The sequence below is a fragment of the Pseudomonas sp. P8_241 genome, assembly GCF_034008315.1.
Taxonomy (GTDB): Bacteria; Pseudomonadota; Gammaproteobacteria; order Pseudomonadales; family Pseudomonadaceae; genus Aquipseudomonas.
On the sequence record NZ_CP125377.1, the window covers coordinates 1,633,028 to 1,654,864 of the forward strand.

The following is a 21,837-nucleotide window of genomic DNA, read 5'->3' on the forward strand; positions in this document are numbered from 1 at the left end:
ATGTTCATGGACACCAAATTGCTCGATATCCTCGCTTGCCCTGTCTGCAAAGGCCCGCTCAAGCTCAGCGCTGACAAGACCGAGCTGATCAGCAAAGGCGCAGGCCTGGCTTACCCGATTCGTGACGGCATCCCGGTGATGCTTGAATCCGAAGCGCGCACACTGACCACCGACGAGCGCCTGGATAAATGACAACTGCCTTTACCGTTGTCATTCCTTCGCGTTATGGCTCGACCCGCCTGCCGGGCAAACCGATGTTGCTGATCGCCGGCAAACCGATGATCCAGCACGTCTGGGAACAGGCCTGCAAAAGTAGCGCCGAGCGTGTGGTGGTGGCCACCGATGACGCGCGCATTGTCGAAGCGTGTAAAGGTTTTGGCGCCGAAGTGGTGCTGACCCGGGAAGATCACAACTCCGGCACCGATCGCCTGGCCGAAGTGGCCGAGAAACTGGGGCTGGCGCCGGACGCCATCGTGGTCAATGTACAGGGTGACGAACCGCTGATTCCGCCGAGCGTGATCGATCAGGTCGCCGCCAACCTGGCCGCCCACACCGAAGCGCGCATGGCCACGCTGGCTGAGCCGATCGATGATGTGCAAACCCTGTTCAACCCGAACGTGGTCAAGGTGGTCAGCGACCTCAATGGCCTGGCGCTGACCTTCAGTCGTGCCACGCTGCCCTGGGCGCGAGATGCCTTCGCCCAGAGTTGCGAACAGCTGCCGGAAGGCGTGCCTTACCGTCGCCACATCGGCATCTATGCCTATCGCGCCGGTTTCCTGCATGACTTCGTCAGCTGGGGTCCATGCTGGCTGGAAAATACCGAGTGTCTGGAGCAATTGCGTGCTCTGTGGCACGGCGTGCGGATTCACGTTGCCGACGCGCTGATTGCACCGCCAGCCGGTGTCGATACCATTGAAGACCTCGAGCGCGTTCGGCGCCTGCTGGAGGCTTGATGCGCGTTCTGTTCGTCTGCCTGGGCAACATCTGCCGTTCTCCTACGGCCGAAGGCGTTCTACGGCATAAATTGCGTGAAGCGGGGCTGGCTGATCAGGTCGAAGTCGCCTCCGCCGGAACCGGTGACTGGCATGTCGGCAAGGCGCCGGACAAGCGCAGTCAGGCGGCGGCGAAACTGCGCGGCTACGACCTGTCCGCCCAGCGCGCCCAGCAAGTCAGCCGTGCCGATTTCGCCACCTACGACCTGATCCTGGCGATGGACAACAGCAATCTGCGCAACCTCAAGGCCCTGCAACCGGCCAAGGGCAAGGCCGAGCTGGATCTGTTCCTGCGTCGCTATGAGTCGCAGGTCGACGAAGTGCCAGACCCGTATTACGACGGCGATCAGGGATTCGAGCAGGTGCTTGATCTGATCGAGCGCGCCAGTGATTTGCTGGTGATCGAATTGAAGGGACGGTTATGAGTTTGCTGGTTCAGTCGCAGGTTTCGCTCAAGCCCTTCAACAGCTTTGGGGTGGACGTTCAGGCGCGGTTGTTTGCCCAGGCCCATAGCGACGCCGATGTGCGTGATGCCTTGGCCTATGGCCGGGAGCACCAGGTGCCGGTGTTGGTGATCGGCGGTGGCAGCAATTTGCTGCTGACGGCGGATATCGATTCGCTGGTGTTGCGCATGGCCACCCGTGGCATTCGTGTGATCAGCGATGACGGCAGCAAAGTGGTGATCGAAGCCGAGGCCGGTGAACCGTGGCATCCGTTTGTGCAACACACGTTGGCGCAAGGGTTGTCGGGGCTTGAAAACCTCAGCCTGATTCCAGGCACCGTCGGTGCCGCACCGATGCAGAACATTGGCGCTTATGGGGTCGAGATCAAGGACGTTTTCGCAGGTCTGACCGCTCTCGATCGTCAGAGTGGCGAACTGCGGGACTTCAGCCTGGAAGAATGCAACTTCGCCTATCGCGACAGCCTCTTCAAGCAGGAACCGGGGCGCTGGTTGATCCTGCGCGTGCGTTTCGCCCTCGACCGCGCAGCACATTTGCATCTTGAATATGGCCCGGTGCGTCAGCGCTTGACCGATCAAGGTATCGAGCATCCGACCGCCACCGACGTCAGCCAGGCCATTTGCAGCATCCGCAGCGAAAAACTTCCTGACCCGGCCGTGCTCGGCAATGCCGGCAGCTTCTTCAAGAACCCGCTGGTGCCGGCTGCGCTGGCCACGCGGCTCAAAGATGAATACCCGGATCTGGTGGCTTACGCGCAACCCGATGGGCAGGTGAAGTTGGCCGCTGGGTGGCTGATTGAGCGGGCAGGGTGGAAAGGTTTTCGTGATGCCGACGCGGGCGTGCATAAATTGCAGGCGCTGGTGTTGGTCAACTACGGCAGTGCCACCGGATTGCAATTGCTCGATCTTGCGCAACGCATTCAGAATGACATTTCAGAACGTTTCCATGTCGAGCTGGAAATGGAGCCGAACCGCTATTGAAGCTACGCTTTCAAGCATGACTCCAAAGCCCTGTACCGTGAAAAGTGCAGGGCTTTTTTGTTAATGCTGCGTTAACTTAGCGAGCTAACGATGCAATCCATTCACTCCATCAAAGGCCCGGTGCAGACGTGTTCGTCCGCACAAGAGAGCCCACATCAGCCTGAGTCGATCTGCGTGATGCCAACCGCTGACCTTCCAGCGGCAGATTGCTCGACCCCATAACCCGAACACTATGCGGGCGTGCCCATGATTACCCTGAAACTCAACGATCAAGACCATCAACTCGACGTCACCGAGGACATGCCGCTGCTCTGGGCGATCCGCGACGTCGCCGGTTACAACGGCACCAAATTCGGCTGCGGCATGGGCCTGTGCGGGGCGTGCACCATACATATCGAGGGGGCTCCGGCGCGCAGTTGCATCACGCCGATCGGTTCGGTCGTCGGGCAGAACGTCACCACCATCGACGAATTGCACACCGACCCGATTGGCAAAGTTGTGCAGCAAGCCTGGCTCGATAGCGCGGTGGCCCAATGCGGGTTTTGCCAAGGTGGGCAAATCATGTCCGCCACCGCGTTGCTCAAGATCCATCCGAACCCGAGCGACGAGCAGATCGAAGAAGCGATGGTCGGCAACATCTGCCGTTGCGGCACCTACAATCGCATCAAGACCGCCATCCGTCAGGCATCCACTCACCTGAAAGAGGCCAAGGCATGAGCCATTTACCGAATGACTTCGCCTTGAGCAATCTCAGTCGCCGAGGCTTCCTCAAGGGGGTCGGTGCCACAGGCGCATTGGTCGTCGCGGCCAGTTGGGGTTGGCAGGATGCGTTTGCCGAAGAGAAAGAGAAAAAATTTGGCGCCGATGGCATGCCCAACGGCTGGATCGATGATCCCAAGGTCTATGTGAGCATTGCTGCGGATGGCACGGTCACGGTGGTTTGCAATCGGTCGGAGATGGGGCAGGGCGTGCGCACCAGCCTGACCATGGTGGTGGCCGATGAGCTGGAAGCCGACTGGGCACGGGTCAAGGTGCGGCAGGCGCCGGGCGACGAAGTTCGTTTTGGCAACCAGGACACCGACGGCTCGCGCAGCATGCGTCACTGGTACGAGCCGATGCGCCGCTGCGGTGCCGCCGCGCGGACCATGCTCGAACAAGCCGCCGCCGAGCAGTGGAAAGTGCCGGTCAGCGAATGCCACGCACAACTGCACAAAGTCATCCACACACCGTCGGGCCGTGAACTCGATTATGGCGCGCTGGCGGCAGCAGCCAGTGCTTTGGCTGTGCCGGCGCGTGACAGTCTAAAACTCAAACCACCCTCTGAATTCCGCTACATCGGCAAGGAGGGCACCAAGGCCATCGACGGTGACGACATCGTCAATGGTCGCGCCGTGTACGGTGCCGACGTGCATTTCGACGGCATGTTGTTCGCAGTGATCGCCCGGCCCGCTGTCTACGGCGGCAAGGTCAAAAGTTTCGATGGCAGTGCGGCGATGAAAGTCCCCGGCGTACTGAAAGTGCTGCAGATCGAAAGTCGTCCGCTGCCCTCCGAGTTTCAGCCCTTGGGCGGTATCGCCGTGGTGGCCAGCAATACCTGGGCGGCCATCAAAGGGCGTGAGGCGCTGAAGATCGAGTGGGACGACGGCCCTAACGCCAGTTATGACTCGATCGCCTACCGCAAGGAGCTGGAGGCCGCTTCGCTCAAGCCCGGCAAGGTAGTGCGCAATACCGGCAACATAGACGAGGCCATGAGCAGTGCCGACAGCAGGCTGGAAGCTTCGTATTACTTGCCGCATTTATCCCAGTCGCCAATGGAACCGATGGTCGCCATCGCACGTTACAAGGAGGGCGTCTGTGAAGCCTGGGGGCCGAGTCAGGCGCCACAAGTGACCCGCGAGCGGATTGGCGAGCGCCTCGGTCTGCCGTTCGACAAGGTCACCTTCAACGTGACATTGCTGGGCGGCGGTTTTGGGCGCAAGTCCAAACCTGATTTCATCATCGAAGCCGCCATCCTGGCCAAGGAATTCCCCGGCAAAGCGGTACGGGTGCAGTGGACTCGCGAAGACGATATCCATAACTCCTACTTCCATACCGTGTCGGTGGAATACCTCAAAGCCAGTTTGAACAAGGATGGTTTGCCGTCCGGCTGGCTGCATCGCACGGTAGCGCCGAGCATTACCGCGCTGTTTGCCCCGGGCATGAACCATGAAGCGGCTTTTGAATTGGGCATGGGCTTCACCAATATGGCCTATGCCATCCCCAACATCCGCCTGGAAAATCCTGAAGCGACGGTGCACACCCGGGTCGGCTGGTACCGTTCGGTGTCGAACATTCCCCACGGTTTTGCGATTCAGAGCTTTATCGATGAGCTGGCGCACAAGGCCGGACAAGACCCGCTCAAATTCCAGATCAAATTGCTCGGCCCGGATCGTCAGATCGATCCGCGTACCTTGAGTGAAGAGTGGAACTACGGTGAATCGCCAGAACGCTATCCGATTGACACGGCACGCTTGCGCACGGTGCTGGAAACCGCCGCCAAGGCTGCCGGTTGGGGGCGCGAATTGCCGAAGGGGCGAGGGCTGGGCCTGGCAGTGCATTACAGCTTCGTGACTTACGTGGCAGCGGTGATCGAGGTTGAAGTCAAAGATGATGGCGCACTGATCGTGCACAAGGCCGATATTGCCGTCGACTGCGGACCGCAGATCAACCCCGAACGGATTCGCTCCCAGTTCGAAGGCGCCTGTGTCATGGGGTTGGGCAACGCGGTGCTGGGTGAAATCAGCTTCAAGGACGGCAAGGTTCAGCAAGACAACTTCCATATGTACGAAGTGGCGCGCATGTCCCTGGCGCCGAAAGAAATCGCCGTGCATCTGGTGACGCCACCGGGCAACGTTCCGTTGGGTGGCGTCGGCGAACCGGGTGTACCCCCGATTGCTCCGGCGCTGTGCAACGCGATCTTCGCCGCCACTGGCCAACGCATTCGTAACCTGCCGGTTCGCTATCAGTTGTCAGGCTGGCAGAAGGCGGGTGTCTGATGGACAGCGCCGACCTGAATGTCCTGCGCAGCGTGCTGGAGTGGCGTCGCGCCCGCCAGCGGGTGATGTTGTACAGCGTGGCCCAGACCTGGGGTACCGCGCCTCGGGCCCCTGGCGCCATGTTGGCCTTGCGCGAAGACGGTGTGGTGATCGGCTCGGTGTCCGGTGGTTGCGTCGAAGATGACCTGATAGCGCGCCTGCATGACGGTCGAATCCCGGCCGACGGACCACCGGTGCAGCTGATTACCTACGGCATCACCCGTGAAGAGGCGGCGCGATTCGGGTTGCCGTGCGGCGGTACCCTGCGTTTGGTCGAGGAACGCGTCGATGATGCGGATTGGGTCGCGCAATTGCTGGTCCACTGTGAGGCCCATGAAATCGTTGCCCGCGAACTCAACCTCAAAACCGGCCAAGTGATTCTGACGCCCGCGTGCAAGTCGGACGTGCTGACGTTCGACGGACAGACCTTGCGCGCAATCTACGGTCCGCGTTGGCGTTTGCTGTTGATTGGTGCGGGGCAGTTGTCCCGGTATGTCGCCGAAATGGCCCGATTACTGGATTTTGAAGTGCTGATCTGCGACCCGCGCACCGAGTTTGCCTACGGCTGGGAAGCGCAACACGGACGTTTCGTTCAAGGCATGCCCGACGAGGCGGTGCTGAATATTCAGACCGACGAACGCACTGCCATCGTCGCCCTGACCCATGATCCGCGCCTGGACGACATGGCGCTGCTGACAGCCCTCGATTCCAAGGCGTTCTACGTCGGCGCCCTGGGTTCACGGGTCAACAGCCAGAAACGTCGGGACAATCTGGCTCAACTAGGCTTGTCACAGCAGGCCATTGCTCGACTGCACGGGCCAATCGGTTTGCACATCGGTAGTCACAACCCGGCGGAAATCGCCTTGTCGCTCATGGCCGAAATCGTGGCGATCAAGAATGGCGTCGAGTTGAAGCAGAAGAAGCCGCTGCAGGAGGATGTATGAGTGAGCCCATCGGCGTCATCGTGTTGGCAGCGGGGCAGGGCAGTCGGTTTCGCCAGGTCGCTGGTGTCGAGAAAGACAAGTTGCTGGCCGATTGCGTCGGTCGCGATGGAGCAGTTCGCTCTGTCATTGAACATGTTCTGTTGAATCTGCCAGCCAACCTGGAAAAACGGGTGTTGGTGACCACCGATGATCGCCCGCAGGTGATTCGCATGGCGAAGGCTTATGGTTGCGAGATCGTGCTGATCGAGTCCACAGGAATGGGGGACAGCATTGCTGCTGGAGTCGCTGTATCTGCGCAACTTGGTGGATGGTTGGTGGTGTTGGGAGATATGCCGTTTGTTTTGCCATCGACGATCGAACAAGTTGTGGCTCAGGTTTATGAAGATTGCATCAGTGTGCCGGTGCATGACGGTGACTATGGGCATCCGGTGGGTTTCGGGCGTAAATATGGACCGGGATTGATGGCGCTGTCGGGTGATCGGGGTGCCAAGCCGTTGTTTGCGCAAGGGCGAGTGGTTGAGGTTGCGGTGGATGATCCCGGGGTTTTGTGGGATGTGGATGTGCCGGAGAAGTTGGTCTTTGGGTGAAATCAAAAAGATCGCAGCCTTCGGCAGCGCCTGCGTCGATCATTTGTAGGTGCTATCGAAGGCTGCGATCTTTAGATTTTTACTGCAAAAAAAGCCCCGCCAGGATCACCAGGCGGGGCTTTTTATTGACCGGCGGAATCAGACGAGCGGTTTAGGCTCGTGTTCTTTTTCCTCGGCTTGCTCGTGTTGCTGTACCGCTTCCTGAACGGAGCGTGGTGCTTCTTCGATCACCGACTCAACCGCTTCGGCAGCGACCGGCGCCGGTGCAGCAGCGGCAGCCAGTTCGGCTTCCTTTTGCAGGCGCTCTTCTTCACGCTTGCGACGACGCACTTCACGCGGGTCGTTAGGCGCGCGACCACTTGGCGTCAGGGCGCTGACCGGGGCAGCTTCGACGACAGGCTCGGTCACTTCAGCGACGACCGACGCTTCGACTACCGGTGCAGCTACTTCGGCAACAACCGGCACTTCAACGACCGGCGCAGGCTCGGCAGCAGCAACCACTGGCTCGGAAACCATTGCTTGAGCGACTTCTGCTTCCACAGCTGGCGCAGTTGCTGGCGTTTCAGTTACGGCTGGCTCGGCAACCCAGTTAAACGCGGTCTGCTCTTCGCGAACTTCACGAACGGCTTCAGTGATGGTTTCTGTCACGGTCTCGGCAACCGGTTCTGCAACCACAGCCGGTTCGGCTACGGCCTGAACGACGGTTGGTGCGACTTCGACTTCTGGCGATGCAGTGACTTCAACCGGCGTGGTCGCTTCAACGACTGGCGCTTCGACCGGAGCAGTTTCCAGGGTGGCAGCAGTAGCGCGTTCGGCTTGCTCGTTGGCTTGTGCTTCGGCTGGAGCACTGATCACGCTGCTGGCAACGGCTGCAGTAACAGCCAGACCGGCGGCCAGGTCGGCAGTGCTCGGGGCTTCGGCGTTGTCGCCTTCGGATTCGTCCGAACCTTCGATCACATTGCCGTTGGCATCGCGTTGACGCTCGCGGCGGTTGCTGCGGCGACGCTGGCCACGGGAGCGGCGGCGTGGACGATCGCCTTCGGCGCCATCCTGACCTTCTTCCTGCAGTTGCTCTTCGCTGGTCGTCAGTTCTTCTTCTTCAGCGACGGCAGCAGCAGCTTGCTCGGCACGTGGCTGGCGTTCTTCACGCGGTGGGCGTGGAGCACGCTCTTCGCGTGGCTGGCGGGCCGGACGCTCTTCAGCGGTGACGGCGGCAGCTGGGGCGACGGCTGGAGTGGCATCCAGGGGCTCGCGCAGTTCACGAACGCGTTCCTCGCGCTCGCCACGCGGCTTGCGATCTTCACGCGGGGCGCGCGGAGCACGTTCTTCACGAGGGGCGCGTGGTGCGCGTTCTTCGCGAGCTACAGTCGGCGTTTCTTCACGGGCTTCGCGTGGCTGACGTTCTTCACGCGGTTCACGTGGTGCGCGTTCTTCACGCGGAGCACGTTCTTCACGAGGCTTGCGCTCTTCATCGCGGCGACCGTTACGGTTGCGGCTCTGCTGACGACCGTTGCGACGCTCTTCGTTACGAGCGGGGCGCTCGGTGGTCGCAGGCTTTTCAACCACGGCCGGAGCAACAGGTTCTTCCTTGGTGGCGAACAGGCTGACCAGCGACTTTACCAGGCCTTTGAACAGGCTTGGCTCAGGTACTGCCACCGGAGCCGGGGCCGGAGCGGCGACTTCGGTCGGAACCGGAGCGTTGGCGCGGGCTGGCGCTGTCTTGACCGCTGCTTCCTGGCGAACCAGGGTGCGGGTCGCGGCGGCTGGCTGGACTTCTTCCACTTCGGCAGCGGCAGCAGCGATTTCGTAGCTGGACTGGTTAGTCGCGGCTTCCGGGCTGTCGTCGCGCAGACGTTGCACTTCGAAGTGCGGTGTTTCGAGGTGATCGTTCGGCAGGATGACGATACGGGCACGGGTACGCAGTTCGATCTTGGTGATCGAGTTGCGTTTTTCGTTGAGCAGGAACGCGGCCACCGGGATCGGCACTTGTGCGCGAACTTCGGCGGTGCGGTCTTTCAGCGCTTCTTCTTCGATCAGGCGCAGGATTGCCAGGGACAGCGATTCAACGTCACGGATGATGCCGGTGCCGTTGCAACGCGGGCAAACGATGCCGCTGCTTTCGCCCAGGGATGGACGCAGGCGCTGACGGGACATTTCCAGCAGGCCGAAGCGCGAGATGCGACCGACTTGCACGCGGGCGCGGTCGGCTTCCAGGCATTCGCGGACTTTTTCTTCCACGGCGCGCTGGTTCTTGGCAGGGGTCATGTCGATGAAGTCGATGACGATCAGGCCGCCGATGTCGCGCAGGCGCAACTGACGGGCGATTTCTTCGGCGGCTTCAAGGTTGGTCTGCAGGGCGGTTTCTTCGATGTCGCTGCCTTTGGTGGCGCGTGCCGAGTTGATGTCGATGGACACCAGGGCTTCGGTCGGATCGATGACGATGGAGCCGCCGGAAGGCAGTTCGACGACGCGCTGGAAAGCGGTTTCGATCTGGCTTTCGATCTGGAAACGGTTGAACAGCGGAACGCTGTCCTCGTACAGCTTGATCTTGCTGGCGTACTGCGGCATCACCTGACGGATGAAGGTCAGGGCTTCGTCCTGGGCTTCAACGCTGTCGATCAGCACTTCGCCGATGTCCTGGCGCAGGTAATCGCGGATGGCGCGGATGATCACGTTGCTTTCCTGGTAAATCAGGAACGGCGCGGAACGATCCAGCGAAGCTTCTTTGATGGCGGTCCAGAGTTGCAGCAGGTAGTCGAGGTCCCACTGCATTTCTTCGCTGCTGCGGCCCAGGCCGGCAGTGCGCACGATCAGACCCATGTCGGCCGGGGCAACCAGGCCGTTCAGGGCTTCACGCAGTTCATTGCGCTCTTCGCCTTCGATGCGACGGGAAATACCGCCTGCACGCGGGTTGTTCGGCATCAGGACGAGATAACGACCGGCCAGGCTGATGAAGGTGGTCAGGGCGGCGCCCTTGTTGCCACGTTCTTCTTTTTCGACCTGAACGATGACTTCCTGGCCTTCGCTCAGGACGTCCTTGATGTTGACGCGGCCTTCGGGGGCTTTCTTGAAGTATTCGCGGGAGATTTCTTTGAGTGGCAGGAAGCCGTGGCGCTCAGAGCCGAAATCGACAAAGGCAGCCTCAAGGCTTGGTTCGATGCGAGTAATCCGGCCTTTATAGATGTTGGCCTTCTTCTGCTCGCGTGCACCGGATTCGATGTCCAGGTCGTAGAGGCGCTGGCCATCTACCAGTGCAACACGCAACTCTTCGGGTTGAGTTGCGTTAATCAGCATTCTTTTCATGTAGTACCGTCGGTTTCCGGGCTGCCGGAAACGGCGTTCGGCACACACGACTTCTCACGGTCGGTGTCAGGTGCGTCGGGAGTGGTTGGCCATTCCCGTGTCCAGCGAAGTCTGGCCAATGAGGGCCTTCATCGCGACGTACGCGTCCTGCTTGCTGTGGCTACTAAGCACTCAGTCAGGAGGAGGAATCAACCAGCGGCTGTGGACGAGATGAAGCGTCTTGATGAAAGCCTGTTGCTACACAGTCCAGCGGTTGTGCATCTCCACCCTACACGTATCCCTGATAATTCGGGTGCTGCCGCGCGCAGAATCCGCAGCGGGTTGGCATTTACCGTGAGCTCCGAAAGGGGAGGTCACGCATCATGGCTAATTTAGGCGTTGTTTCCGAAGCGTTCGCTCGGGGTCATTCGCAGCTGACTGCACTTTGTGAACTGGCCGTGAATATGGCTCGCAGAACGAGTGAAATACTCTGTTATGCGGCGTGATTCAGGCCTCATGTCACCTGCGCTCGTTACACCTGCAAACTCCACCGTTACGTAGCGAACGCTGCGTAGGACGGCCTCGCGTCCTGGTGAATTGCGTTGGTCAGGGCCGGTTTTTGACCGATGGTCCTCTGCCCAGGCCGCTTTTGGCGGCGTTCGCGACTATAGCAGTAATGATTAAGTGCTTCAATTCCATAAAAAATTGTTATCATCCGCGGCATGACGACGACTACCCCCCCGACTCCAAGCGTACAACTGCTTGAGGTCTCGCCGGAATATGCCGGCCAACGTATTGATAACTTCCTCCTCGCCCGGCTCAAAGGCGTGCCCAAGACCTTGATTTACCGCATTTTGCGCAAAGGCGAAGTGCGGGTGAACAAGGGGCGGATCAAGCCCGAGTACAAGCTGCAGGCGGGCGATATCGTGCGCGTGCCGCCGGTGCGTGTGCCTGAACGCGACGAGCCGGTGCCATTGGCACAAGGCCTGCTGCAGCGGCTCGAGGCCTCGATTGTCTTCGAAGACAAGGCGCTGATCGTGATCAACAAGCCTTGCGGCATCGCCGTTCACGGTGGCAGCGGCTTGAATTACGGAGTGATCGAAGCCTTTCGTCAGTTGCGTCCCGATTGCAAGGAGCTCGAACTGGTTCATCGTCTCGACCGTGATACCTCCGGCCTGCTGATGATCGCCAAGAAGCGCAGCATGTTGCGTCACTTGCACACGGCCTTGCGCGGTGATGGCGTCGATAAACGCTATATGGCGCTGGTTCGCGGTAACTGGGCGAGTTCGATCAAGCAAGTCCGTGCATCGCTGGGCAAGAGCAATCTGCGCTCTGGCGAGCGCATGGTCGAGGTCGATGAGGAGGAGGGCAAGGAGTCTGTGACCGTGTTCAAGGTCCTGCGTCGTTTTGGCGACTTTGCCACGCTGATTGAAGCCAAACCGATCACCGGCCGTACACACCAGATCCGCGTTCACACGTTGCACGCCGGGCACTGCATTGCCGGCGACACAAAATACGGCGACGACGATTTCAGTAAGGAAATCCGCGATCTGGGCGGCAAGCGCCTGTTTCTGCACGCCTACATGTTGACCGTGCCGCTGCCCGATGGTGGTGAGCTGAAACTACAGGCACCCGTAGACGAAATGTGGGCCAAGACCGTGGAGCGATTGAGTGCGCCCATCTGATTACAAACTGCTGATTTTTGATTGGGATGGCACGCTGGCCGATTCCATCGGCCGGATTGTCGAAGCGATGCATGTAGCGTCCGAGCGATCCGGTTTTCCATTGTGCGATGACTTTTCGGTCAAGGGCATTATTGGTCTGGGGTTGCCCGAGGCGATTCGCACGTTGTATCCGCAGATCGGTGATGACGAGCTCATCGCGTTTCGTCAGCACTATGCCGATCACTACATCGCATCGGAGGCGGTGCCTTCGCCGCTGTTCGAGGGGGTTGTCGAATCGATGGCCGCGTTTCGTGACGAGGGTTATCACTTGGCGGTGGCGACCGGCAAAGCCCGTCGCGGGCTGGACCGGGTGCTCAAGGCGCATGGCTGGGAAGACTATTTCGATATCACCCGTGCGGCGGATGAAACTGCCAGCAAGCCGCATCCTCTGATGCTGGAAGAAATCCTCGCTCATTGTGGTGTTTCTGCGCAGAAGGCGCTGATGGTCGGGGATTCGTCCTTTGACCTTCAAATGGCGCGCAATGCCGGCATGGATTCGGTTGCGGTGAGTTATGGCGCTCAATCCATCGAGGCGTTGAAGGTGTTCGAGCCGCGACTGTCGATTGACCGTTTTTGCGAATTGCACGCCTGGCTTCGTCAGGCTTAATACGTTTTTGCTGAGGTAGATCGCATGACCGACGAATGGAAAGCGCCCGCCAAGGCGAGCGCTGATGGCGGTGACGATAAAAGCTGGAAGCTGCTGGAAAAGACCCTGCTGGCCAGCGTGCAGGAGCAGCGCCGGTCCCGTCGCTGGGGGATATTTTTCAAGCTGCTGACCTTTGTGTACCTGTTTGGTGCATTGGCACTGTTTTCGCCGCTGATGGACATGGAAAAAGCGGCCACTCGCAGTGGTAACTACACCGCGCTGATCGATGTGACGGGCGTGATCGCCGACAAAGAACCGGCCAGCGCTGACAATATCGTTGGCAGCCTGCGTGCGGCCTTCGAGGATGAAAAGGTCAAGGGTGTGATTCTGCGCATCAACAGCCCGGGCGGCAGTCCGGTGCAGTCAGGCTATGTCTATGACGAGATCCGTCGCCTGCGCGCTCTGCATCCGCAGATCAAGCTGTACGCGGTCATTTCCGATCTGGGGGCTTCCGGGGCGTATTACATCGCCAGTGCAGCCGATCAGATCTATGCGGACAAGGCGAGTCTTGTGGGCTCCATCGGTGTGACGGCGGCCGGTTATGGCTTTGTCGGTACCATGGAGAAGTTGGGTGTCGAGCGTCGCACCTACACCTCGGGCGAGCACAAATCGTTCCTGGATCCGTTCCAGCCGCAGAAGCCGGAAGAAACCGCCTTCTGGCAAGGTGTCCTCGATACGACTCATCACCAGTTCATCAACAGCGTCAAGCAGGGTCGTGGCGATCGCTTGAAGGATAAGGATCATCCGGAGTTGTTCTCCGGCCTGGTGTGGTCTGGCGAGCAGGCTCTGCCATTGGGGCTCATTGACGGGATGGGCAATGCCAGTTCGGTCGCACGAGATGTAGTCGGCGAGAAAGAGTTGGTGGACTTTACCGTTCAGGAGTCGCCATTCGATCGCTTCTCGAAAAAACTCGGTGCCAGTGTGGCTGAGCATTTGGCGATGTGGATGGGGTTTAACGGTCCGTCGCTGCGCTGATACGTTTCCAAGGTCAAAAGATCGCAGCCTTCGGCAGCTCCTGCTCCCTGCAGGAACTGCCGAAGGCTGCGATCTTTTGCGTTCAGGGGATTTGCACGCCTTCAGCCAACAGCATATCGATCAGTCGGATCAGTGGCAGGCCGACCAGGCTGGTGGCATCAGGTCCTTCGGTGCTTTGAAACAGGCTGACACCCAGCCCTTCGGCCTTGAAGCTGCCAGCGCAGTCGTAGGGTTCCTCTATGCGCAGGTAGCGCTCGATACGTGCGGTCTCGAGGGTGCGCATGTGGACGGTAAATGGAACGCAGTCGACCTGGCAGTGGCCGGTCTGGCTGTTCAGCAGCGCCAGCCCGGTCAGAAACGTCACGCTGGCGCCGCTTGAGGCTTGCAGCTGCTCCCGGGCTTTTTCAAAGGTGTGGGGCTTTCCGATAATCCTGTCACCGAGCACGGCGACCTGGTCGGAACCGATAATCAGATGAGCGGTATGGCTGGCCGCCAAGGCGCGTGCCTTTTCTTCGGCCAGGCGTTTGACCAGCTCTATCGCGGGCTCGTCGGGGCGATGGCTCTCGTCGATATTCGGCGAGCTGCAGGTGAATGGCAGCTGCAAGCGGGTGAGCAATTCCCGGCGATAGGCTGAGCTGGAAGCGAGTAATAAAGGCAGCATGCGCAACTCCAAATGGCAGTCGTGAATTCTAGCGGCGCTTCCAAGTGACGGACAGGGCTGAATTTCCTTTGACATGGCCGGGTGCATCCCTATAATGCTGCGCCTATGTTGAATGACCCGATTCCACCTCACGTTGACCCGCGCAAATTGGCTGATCGTGGCACCACCCTTCAAGGTGAAATGCTGCTGGCCGATTTGGAGAGACTCTGCGACCCGCTTTCCGACAATGTCGGTACGGTGCAGGCTAAATTCGTTTTTGAGCGAGATGAACGTAAATCTGTGGTCATCCACAGCTTTATCGACACTGAGGTCAAAATGGTTTGCCAGCGTTGTCTTGAGCTGGTCACCCTGCCGATCCATAGCGAATGCAGTTACGCTGTGGTGAAGGAGGGTGCGAATACCCAGTCGTTGCCGAAAGGTTATGACGTGCTGGAACTGGGCGAAGATCCTTTGGATCTGCAGTCACTGATCGAGGAGGAGCTTCTGCTTGCCTTGCCCATTGTGCCTGCTCATCATCCGGAAGAATGCCAGCAGCCGGCGGGTCTCGATGAGCCCGAACCGAGCGAGGACGAGGTAACGCGGTCCAACCCGTTCAGTGTATTGGCGCAGTTAAAGCGTGACCCAAACGTTTAGGAGTTAATCAATTATGGCTGTTCAGCAGAACAAAAAATCCCGCTCTGCCCGTGACATGCGCCGTTCGCACGACGCTCTCGAGGCTAGCACCCTGTCTGTAGAAAAAACCACCGGTGAAGTTCACCTGCGTCACCACGTATCGCCAGAAGGCGTATACCGTGGTCGTAAAGTGATCGACAAGGGCGCTGACGAGTAATCACTTGTCTGCTCAAGTCATCGCGATTGACGCAATGGGCGGGGACTTCGGTCCCCGCAGCATTGTTCAAGCCAGCTTCGCTTGCCTGGCTGCTACCCCCTCGCTTCACCTGACCCTCGTCGGTCAACCCTCCCTACTTGAAGAACTGATCGCTGGCCATTCGGCTGTGGATCGCGCACGCCTGTCGATTGCTCCGGCGTCCGAAGTCATCACCATGGATGAAAAACCTGCCCAAGCCCTGCGAGGCAAGCCCGACTCCTCCATGCGCGTGGCGCTTGAGTTGCTGCGCGACGCCAAGGTTCAGGCCTGTGTCAGTGCCGGCAATACGGGAGCGTTGATGGCGCTGTCGCGTTTTGTACTCAAGACCTTGCCGGGCATTGATCGGCCGGCCATGGTGGCGGCGATTCCGACGCAGAAGGGTTACTGCCAGTTGCTCGATCTGGGTGCCAACGTCGATTGCAGTGCAGAGCATCTGTTGCAGTTTGCGGTGATGGGCTCGGTCGCGGCCGAAACTCTGGGGATTGTTCGCCCGCGCGTGGCCTTGCTGAACATCGGCACCGAGGACATCAAGGGCAATCAGCAGGTCAAGCTGGCCGCGACGTTGTTACAGGCGGCCCGGGGTATCAATTACATCGGTTTTGTCGAAGGTGACGGTTTGTACCGAGGTGAAGCGGATGTGGTGGTGTGCGACGGATTTGTCGGCAATATCCTGCTCAAATCCAGTGAAGGCCTGGCAACCATGATTGCCGGGCGTATCGAGGCGTTGTTCAGGCAGAGTGTCGCATCGCGCATGGTCGGTGCTTTGGCGCTACCCCTGATGAAGCGTCTACAGGCTGATCTGGCGCCTGCGCGACACAATGGTGCGAGCTTTCTCGGTTTGCAGGGCATCGTCGTAAAAAGCCACGGATCTGCCGGGGTGCAGGGCTTTCAAAGCGCCATTCAGCGCGCACTGATCGAAATTCAGGAGAATCTGCCGGAGCGCATACACGGTCGTCTGGAGGATTTGTTGCTTTAGGCGTTTTCGTCGGACAATGCTTAAATGTGACCGCTCGGTTCGAGTGACCATCCAACTGTCAGTTTCTTGCGTCCCCTAAAGCGGGACGTCAACTCTCCGACGACAAGATCATTAGGGGCTTGTTACATGTCTGCTTCCCTCGCATTCGTCTTTCCAGGACAGGGTTCGCAGTCCCTCGGCATGCTGGCCGAGTTGGGCGCACAACATCCGGTTGTCCTCGAAACATTCAAAGAAGCTTCCGATGCTCTGGGTTACGACCTGTGGGCACTGACCCAGCAAGGGCCGGAAGAGCAACTCAATCAAACCGATAAAACCCAGCCGGCCATTCTGACTGCCTCCATCGCTTTGTGGCGTCTGTGGCTGGCCGAAGGCGGTGCGCATCCGGCGTACGTTGCCGGCCACAGCCTGGGTGAATACAGCGCGCTGGTTGCGGCAGGCAGTCTGAGTCTGGGCGATGCCGTGAAACTGGTCGAGCGTCGTGGTCAGTTGATGCAGGAAGCCGTTCCGGCCGGGCAGGGCGGTATGGCCGCGATCCTCGGTCTGGACGATGCTGACGTGCTGGCTGCCTGTTCCGAAGCGGCGCAAGGCGAAGTAGTCAGCGCGGTCAACTTCAACTCTCCGGGCCAGGTCGTCATTGCTGGTGCCAAGGCGGCGGTCGAGCGCGCCATCGAGGGCTGCAAGGCTCGTGGTGCAAAGCGCGCCATGCCGTTGCCGGTCAGCGTGCCGTCCCACTGCGAGCTGATGCGTCCGGCCGCTGAGCGTTTCGCTGAGTCGATCGCCGCGATCGACTGGCAGGTACCGCAAATTCCTGTGGTGCAGAACGTCAGTGCCGATGTTCCGGCTGATCTGGAAATCCTCAAGCGCGATTTGCTTGAGCAGCTCTACAAGCCAGTACGCTGGGTTGAATCGGTCCAGGCGCTGGCCGCCAAGGGCGCGACCCAGCTGGTCGAATGCGGTCCGGGCAAAGTGCTGGCCGGTCTGAACAAGCGCTGCGCTGAAGGCGTGTCGACATCCAACCTCAATACCCCAGACGCTTTCGCTGCCGCTCGTGCGGCGTTGGCCTGAATCAGGAGAAACTTGCATGAGTCTGCAAGGTAAAGTTGCACTGGTCACCGGTGCAAGCCGTGGCATTGGCCAGGCTATCGCCCTGGAACTGGGTCGTCAGGGCGCTATCGTGATCGGTACCGCGACCTCCGCCTCGGGCGCTGAGCGAATTGCTGCCACCCTGAAAGAAAACGGTGTTCAAGGCACCGGGCTGGAACTCAATGTCACCAGCGACGAGTCCGTGGCAAGTGTCCTGGCAAGCATTCAGGCGCAGTATGGTGCGCCGGCGATCCTGGTCAATAATGCCGGTATCACCCGCGATAATCTGATGATGCGCATGAAAGACGACGAGTGGCATGACGTTGTCGATACCAACCTGAACAGTCTGTTCCGCCTGTCCAAGGGCGTTTTGCGCGGCATGACCAAGGCTCGTTGGGGTCGAATTATCAGTATTGGCTCGGTTGTGGGTGCCATGGGCAACGCAGGCCAAGTAAACTACGCTGCCGCCAAGGCTGGTCTGGAAGGTTTCAGCCGTGCACTGGCGCGTGAAGTCGGTTCGCGTTCGATTACGGTAAACTCGGTGGCCCCTGGGTTCATCGACACCGATATGACCCGTGAACTGCCTGAGGCGCAGCGTGAAGCCTTGCAAACGCAGATTCCTCTGGGTCGTCTGGGTCAAGCTCAAGAGATCGCGTCCGTGGTCGCTTTTCTTGCGTCGGACGGTGCGGCTTACGTGACTGGGGCTACAATCCCGGTGAACGGCGGGATGTACATGTAATTCAAATGTGACGGATTGCTTCAAAAAAATGTCATACGAGCTGTCTAAAATCCGTTATAAAGCTGCAATCTATTTATAGGCAGTGGGTCACCGGGTCTGAGGAGTGAAGCTTTCAGTTGAAAAGCTGAAAAGCCTTTCTATACACTTACCCACTGGCCAGCTGCCTGAATTTGTCCATTAGGAGTGAAAACAAGGTATGAGCACCATCGAAGAGCGCGTCAAGAAAATCGTTGCTGAGCAACTGGGCGTTAAAGAAGAAGAAGTGGTCAACACTGCTTCCTTCGTTGAAGACCTGGGTGCCGACTCCCTTGACACCGTTGAGCTGGTGATGGCTCTGGAAGAGGAATTCGAGACCGAAATCCCTGACGAAGAAGCTGAGAAGATCACTACTGTACAAGCTGCAATCGACTACGTTACTAGCCACCAGGCGTAATAGTTTGTAATCGTTGCTCGCTGTCATGGAAAAACCGCACTGCCATCATGGCGTGCGGTTTTTTCTTTAGGCCTGATGCAAAGTCGTCATTTGAAAAAGGAGAGTGCTGTGTCGCGTAGACGCGTCGTAGTCACCGGTATGGGTATGTTGTCGCCACTGGGCACGGATGTGCCGAGCAGCTGGCAGGGCATTCTGGCTGGCCGCAGTGGCATTGGTCTGATCGAACACACCGACCTTTCTGCCTATTCCACCCGTTTTGGCGGCTCGGTAAAGGGCTTCAATGTCGAGGAATACCTGTCAGTCAAGGAAGCGCGCAAGCTCGACCTGTTTATCCAGTACGGTCTGGCCGCAGGGTTTCAGGCGGTGCGCAACGCCGGTCTGGAAGTCACTGACGCCAACCGTGAGCGTATCGGCGTGGCCATGGGTTCGGGTATTGGCGGCTTGACCAATATCGAAGAAACCGCCCGCACGCTGCACGAAACCGGTCCACGACGGATTTCTCCGTTTTTCGTGCCGGGTTCGATCATTAATATGATTTCCGGTTTCCTGTCCATTCACCTCGGTGCACAGGGACCTAACTACGCCATCGCCACCGCGTGCACCACCGGTACGCACTGCATCGGCATGGCAGCCCGCAACATCATGTACGACGAAGCCGACGTGATGATTGCCGGCGGTGCCGAAATGGCCGCTTGCGGCCTGGGCATGGGCGGCTTCGGTGCCTCCCGCGCATTGTCGACCCGCAACGACGAGCCGACCCGTGCCAGCCGTCCATGGGACAAGGGCCGTGACGGCTTCGTTTTGTCCGATGGCGCCGGTGCGCTGGTCCTCGAAGAGCTGGAACACGCCAAGGCTCGCGGTGCGACCATTTATGCCGAGCTGATCGGTTTCGGCACCAGTGGCGACGCTTACCACATGACGTCGCCACCGGCCGATGGCGCTGGCGCTGCACGCTGCATCACCAACGCCCTGCGCGATGCGAAGATCAACAGCGATCAGGTCCAGTACATCAATGCCCACGGCACCTCGACCCCGGCCGGCGACCTCGCCGAAGCCTGTGCGATCAAGTCGGTGTTCGGCGATCACGCCTACAAGCTGGCGGTCAGTTCGACCAAGTCCATGACCGGTCACCTGTTGGGTGCGGCGGGCGCGGTCGAGGCGATCTTCAGCGTGCTGGCAATCAACAGCCAGGTAGCGCCGCCGACCATCAACCTCGATGAGCCGGATGAAGGCTGCGATCTCGATTTCGTGCCGCACACTGCGCGCAACATGGACATCGATGTGGTCGTCTCCAACTCCTTCGGGTTTGGCGGGACCAACGGCTCGCTGGTGTTCCGCCGGTTCGCAGGCTGATGGATAGCTGGGTCGACGGTCAACCGGCTGACGCTCTGTCGCTGAAGGATCGTGGCCTGGCTTACGGCGATGGTCTGTTTGAGACCATCGCTGTGCGAAATGGCGTTCCGCTGCTGCTGGATCGTCATCTGGCGCGTTTGGCTGGTGGTTGCCAGCGATTGGCAATCAACCTTGATCATGGGGTCATGGTCACCGAGCTGCTGAATTATGCCGCGAAGCTGGACGAAGGTGTGCTCAAGCTGATCGTCACACGCGGTGATAGCTTACGAGGCTATGCCTTCGATCCCTCCGCGCCGGCGCGACGTATTTTGTCGGGTAACCCGCCAGCGGCCTATCCCGCCGCCCATGCCGAGCAAGGGGTGCGGCTGTTCCCTTGTGCCACACGACTTTCCGAACAGCCTCTGCTCGCTGGCCTCAAGCATTTGAATCGCCTGGAGCAGGTCCTTGCTCGCGCTGAGTGGCAGGACACCGAGCATGCGGAAGGCTTGATGCTTGATCAAGCCGGGCGCGTGATCGAAGGCGTATTCAGCAATCTGTTCCTGGTGCGCAATGGCGTGCTGATCACGGCGGATCTCAAGCGCTGTGGCGTCGCCGGGGTGATGCGTGATGAAGTTTTATTTCAAGCCAAGTCATCGGGTATCCCCACACAAATTACCGATATCCCCCTCGAACAGCTGCAATGGGTTGACGAGGTCTTTGTCTGCAACAGCGTTTATGGCATTTGGCCGGTGCGCTCTTATGCAGCACTGAGCTGGCCGGTTGGGCCGCTCACCCGTAAACTCCAAACCATTGCCAATGAGCTACTGGATGCTTGATACGTGAGACGTAAACTCTTGCTGCTGCTGGAAACCGGACTGGTTCTGGCGGGGCTGATGTTGGGCGCTTCTGCCTGGAAAATTCATTCAGCATTGGTGCAGCCGCTGAATATCACTCAGGAAAAACTGTTGGAGGTGCCCAAGGGCACTACTCCGAATCGTACGTTCCTTAAAATGGAAGCCGACGGCGTCATCAAGGACGCGTTCTGGCTGCGCGTCTATTGGCGCTTCAATCTACCCAAACAACCTCTGCACAGCGGCGAATACCGCATGCTTCCCGGCATGACGGTCGAAGGGCTGATCGACCTGTGGAAGCGAGCAGAGATGGTTCAGTACAGCCTGACCCTGGTCGAAGGCTGGAATTTTCATCAAGTCCGTGCGGCACTGGCCAAGGACGAAAAGCTGGAGCAGACCCTTGAGGGCTTGAGCGACAGCCAGGTCATGGACAAGCTTGGCCATACCGGGATTTTTCCGGAAGGGCGATTCTTCCCTGACACCTATCGTTTCGTGCGCGGCATGTCCGATGTCGAGCTGCTGAAAATTGCCTATGATCGCCTCAACGATGTGCTTGCCAAGGAGTGGGCGCAACGATCGGCTGACGTGCCGTACACTGAGCCCTATCAGGCGCTGATCATGGCTTCGCTGGTAGAAAAGGAAACCGGTGTGCCGCAGGAGCGTGGGCAGATAGCCGGCGTGTTTGTGCGGCGGATGGCAATGGGCATGTTGCTGCAGACCGACCCGACGGTGATCTATGGCCTCGGTGACCGTTACAGCGGCAAGTTGACCCGGGCACATCTGCGGGAAGCCACGCCCTACAACACTTACATGATCGCTGGCCTGCCGCCGACCCCGATTGCCATGGTCGGTCGCGAAGCGATCCATGCGGCGCTCAATCCGGTGGAGGGCAGCAGTCTGTATTTCGTGGCGCGCGGTGATGGCAGCCATGTGTTCTCCAATGATCTGGATGCGCACAACAATGCGGTGCGTGAGTACCAGATCAAGCGTCGCGCCGACTACCGCTCCAGTCCGGCGCCGATCTCCGCGCCCGAGACGCCGGTGGATGAAGCTGCCGAACCGGAGACTGAGGAAATCGAGGCACCGATCCCCGACGCGTCACCGAACGGCGCTCCCGACACTTTGCCTCAGGTGCCGCCGCAAGAACCTGCGCCTGTACCTGCACCGGATGCACCGGTTCTTGATGCAACCGCACCGCAAAGCTCGCAATGACTCTGACTAAGGACTGC

Annotated in this window: 22 protein-coding genes; 20 read left to right on the forward strand and 2 right to left on the reverse strand. The window is 59.4% G+C overall.

All coding sequences use genetic code 11. The features are described from left to right. The first annotated feature begins 6 nt into the window (after positions 1 to 6). The 8 genes from QMK58_RS07340 to QMK58_RS07375 all read left to right on the forward strand — a co-directional run bounded on the left by QMK58_RS07340 (position 7) and on the right by QMK58_RS07375 (position 7,038). Entirely contained in the window at positions 7 to 192 is a 186-nt protein-coding gene (locus tag QMK58_RS07340; protein WP_003179363.1) for a Trm112 family protein, read from the forward strand. Then, on the forward strand, positions 189 to 953 hold the full coding sequence (kdsB, locus tag QMK58_RS07345; RefSeq protein WP_053161934.1) for a 3-deoxy-manno-octulosonate cytidylyltransferase: 765 nt from the start codon (positions 189 to 191) through the stop codon (positions 951 to 953). The genes QMK58_RS07340 and kdsB overlap by 4 nt, the downstream gene beginning before the upstream one ends. Beyond that, the gene (locus QMK58_RS07350; protein ID WP_053161933.1) at positions 953 to 1,417 is read left to right on the forward strand and encodes a low molecular weight protein-tyrosine-phosphatase; all 465 of its coding nucleotides are present in this window, start codon (positions 953 to 955) and stop codon (positions 1,415 to 1,417) included. Before kdsB ends, QMK58_RS07350 begins: the two co-directional genes overlap by 1 nt. After that, positions 1,414 to 2,433 carry a UDP-N-acetylmuramate dehydrogenase gene (murB, locus tag QMK58_RS07355; RefSeq protein ID WP_053161931.1) on the forward strand — a complete coding sequence of 340 codons (1,020 nt, stop codon included), beginning with the start codon at positions 1,414 to 1,416 and terminating at the stop codon, positions 2,431 to 2,433. Before QMK58_RS07350 ends, murB begins: the two co-directional genes overlap by 4 nt. A gap of 246 nt (positions 2,434 to 2,679) precedes the next feature. After that, positions 2,680 to 3,150: a (2Fe-2S)-binding protein gene (locus tag QMK58_RS07360; protein WP_320396086.1), complete on the forward strand. Its 471-nt coding sequence runs from the start codon at positions 2,680 to 2,682 to the stop codon at positions 3,148 to 3,150. Continuing rightward, a complete protein-coding gene (locus tag QMK58_RS07365) occupies positions 3,147 to 5,468 on the forward strand; it encodes a xanthine dehydrogenase family protein molybdopterin-binding subunit (RefSeq protein WP_320396087.1) in 2,322 nt (773 codons plus the stop codon). The genes QMK58_RS07360 and QMK58_RS07365 overlap by 4 nt, the downstream gene beginning before the upstream one ends. After that, a complete protein-coding gene (locus QMK58_RS07370) occupies positions 5,468 to 6,451 on the forward strand; it encodes an XdhC family protein (protein ID WP_053161925.1) in 984 nt (327 codons plus the stop codon). Before QMK58_RS07365 ends, QMK58_RS07370 begins: the two co-directional genes overlap by 1 nt. Further along, the gene (locus QMK58_RS07375; protein ID WP_053161923.1) at positions 6,448 to 7,038 is read left to right on the forward strand and encodes an NTP transferase domain-containing protein; all 591 of its coding nucleotides are present in this window, start codon (positions 6,448 to 6,450) and stop codon (positions 7,036 to 7,038) included. Before QMK58_RS07370 ends, QMK58_RS07375 begins: the two co-directional genes overlap by 4 nt. A 138-nt stretch (positions 7,039 to 7,176) precedes the next feature. On the opposite strand, the gene rne is transcribed toward QMK58_RS07375, so the two are convergent. Then, complete coding sequence (gene rne, locus QMK58_RS07380) at positions 7,177 to 10,341, reverse strand: ribonuclease E (protein ID WP_053161921.1); 3,165 nt, start codon at positions 10,339 to 10,341, stop codon at positions 7,177 to 7,179. A gap of 701 nt (positions 10,342 to 11,042) precedes the next feature. On the opposite strand from rne, the gene rluC reads away from it, so the two are divergent. The 3 genes from rluC to QMK58_RS07395 are packed head-to-tail and all read left to right on the forward strand — an operon-like array spanning position 11,043 to position 13,665. Further along, the gene (gene rluC / locus QMK58_RS07385) at positions 11,043 to 12,005 is read left to right on the forward strand and encodes a 23S rRNA pseudouridine(955/2504/2580) synthase RluC (RefSeq protein WP_046037476.1); all 963 of its coding nucleotides are present in this window, start codon (positions 11,043 to 11,045) and stop codon (positions 12,003 to 12,005) included. Beyond that, entirely contained in the window at positions 11,992 to 12,651 is a 660-nt protein-coding gene (locus QMK58_RS07390; RefSeq protein ID WP_053161918.1) for an HAD-IA family hydrolase, read from the forward strand. Before rluC ends, QMK58_RS07390 begins: the two co-directional genes overlap by 14 nt. A gap of 24 nt (positions 12,652 to 12,675) precedes the next feature. Then, positions 12,676 to 13,665 (forward strand): S49 family peptidase, encoded by a 990-nt coding sequence (locus tag QMK58_RS07395; RefSeq protein ID WP_053161916.1) that lies wholly within the window; start codon positions 12,676 to 12,678, stop codon positions 13,663 to 13,665. A gap of 82 nt (positions 13,666 to 13,747) precedes the next feature. On the opposite strand, the gene QMK58_RS07400 is transcribed toward QMK58_RS07395, so the two are convergent. After that, on the reverse strand, positions 13,748 to 14,326 hold the full coding sequence (locus tag QMK58_RS07400; RefSeq protein WP_320396088.1) for a nucleoside triphosphate pyrophosphatase: 579 nt from the start codon (positions 14,324 to 14,326) through the stop codon (positions 13,748 to 13,750). 105 nt (positions 14,327 to 14,431) lie between these two features. Between QMK58_RS07400 and QMK58_RS07405 the strand changes: the two genes are divergently transcribed. The 9 genes from QMK58_RS07405 (at position 14,432) to mltG (ending at position 21,820) form a co-directional block, all read left to right on the forward strand. After that, positions 14,432 to 14,959: a YceD family protein gene (locus QMK58_RS07405; RefSeq protein ID WP_008050439.1), complete on the forward strand. Its 528-nt coding sequence runs from the start codon at positions 14,432 to 14,434 to the stop codon at positions 14,957 to 14,959. A 13-nt stretch (positions 14,960 to 14,972) separates the two neighbouring features. Then, positions 14,973 to 15,155, forward strand: coding sequence for a 50S ribosomal protein L32 (gene rpmF / locus QMK58_RS07410; RefSeq protein ID WP_003179396.1), 183 nt, complete (start codon positions 14,973 to 14,975; stop codon positions 15,153 to 15,155). Positions 15,156 to 15,159: 4 nt separating this feature from the next. Next, positions 15,160 to 16,170 (forward strand): phosphate acyltransferase PlsX, encoded by a 1,011-nt coding sequence (gene plsX, locus QMK58_RS07415; protein ID WP_082344542.1) that lies wholly within the window; start codon positions 15,160 to 15,162, stop codon positions 16,168 to 16,170. A gap of 126 nt (positions 16,171 to 16,296) precedes the next feature. After that, a complete protein-coding gene (fabD, locus tag QMK58_RS07420; protein ID WP_053161910.1) occupies positions 16,297 to 17,235 on the forward strand; it encodes an ACP S-malonyltransferase in 939 nt (312 codons plus the stop codon). Between the two features lie 16 nt (positions 17,236 to 17,251). Then, positions 17,252 to 17,992, forward strand: coding sequence for a 3-oxoacyl-ACP reductase FabG (gene fabG, locus QMK58_RS07425; protein ID WP_053161908.1), 741 nt, complete (start codon positions 17,252 to 17,254; stop codon positions 17,990 to 17,992). 196 nt (positions 17,993 to 18,188) lie between these two features. Further along, the gene (gene acpP, locus QMK58_RS07430; protein ID WP_003175607.1) at positions 18,189 to 18,425 is read left to right on the forward strand and encodes an acyl carrier protein; all 237 of its coding nucleotides are present in this window, start codon (positions 18,189 to 18,191) and stop codon (positions 18,423 to 18,425) included. Positions 18,426 to 18,533: 108 nt separating this feature from the next. Continuing rightward, positions 18,534 to 19,778 carry a beta-ketoacyl-ACP synthase II gene (gene fabF, locus QMK58_RS07435; protein ID WP_053161906.1) on the forward strand — a complete coding sequence of 415 codons (1,245 nt, stop codon included), beginning with the start codon at positions 18,534 to 18,536 and terminating at the stop codon, positions 19,776 to 19,778. Next, a complete protein-coding gene (gene pabC / locus QMK58_RS07440) occupies positions 19,778 to 20,593 on the forward strand; it encodes an aminodeoxychorismate lyase (RefSeq protein WP_053161904.1) in 816 nt (271 codons plus the stop codon). The genes fabF and pabC overlap by 1 nt, the downstream gene beginning before the upstream one ends. A gap of 3 nt (positions 20,594 to 20,596) precedes the next feature. Then, positions 20,597 to 21,820, forward strand: a complete 1,224-nt coding sequence (gene mltG / locus QMK58_RS07445) for an endolytic transglycosylase MltG (protein WP_320396089.1) — start codon at positions 20,597 to 20,599, stop codon at positions 21,818 to 21,820. The last annotated feature ends 17 nt before the right edge of the window (positions 21,821 to 21,837 follow it).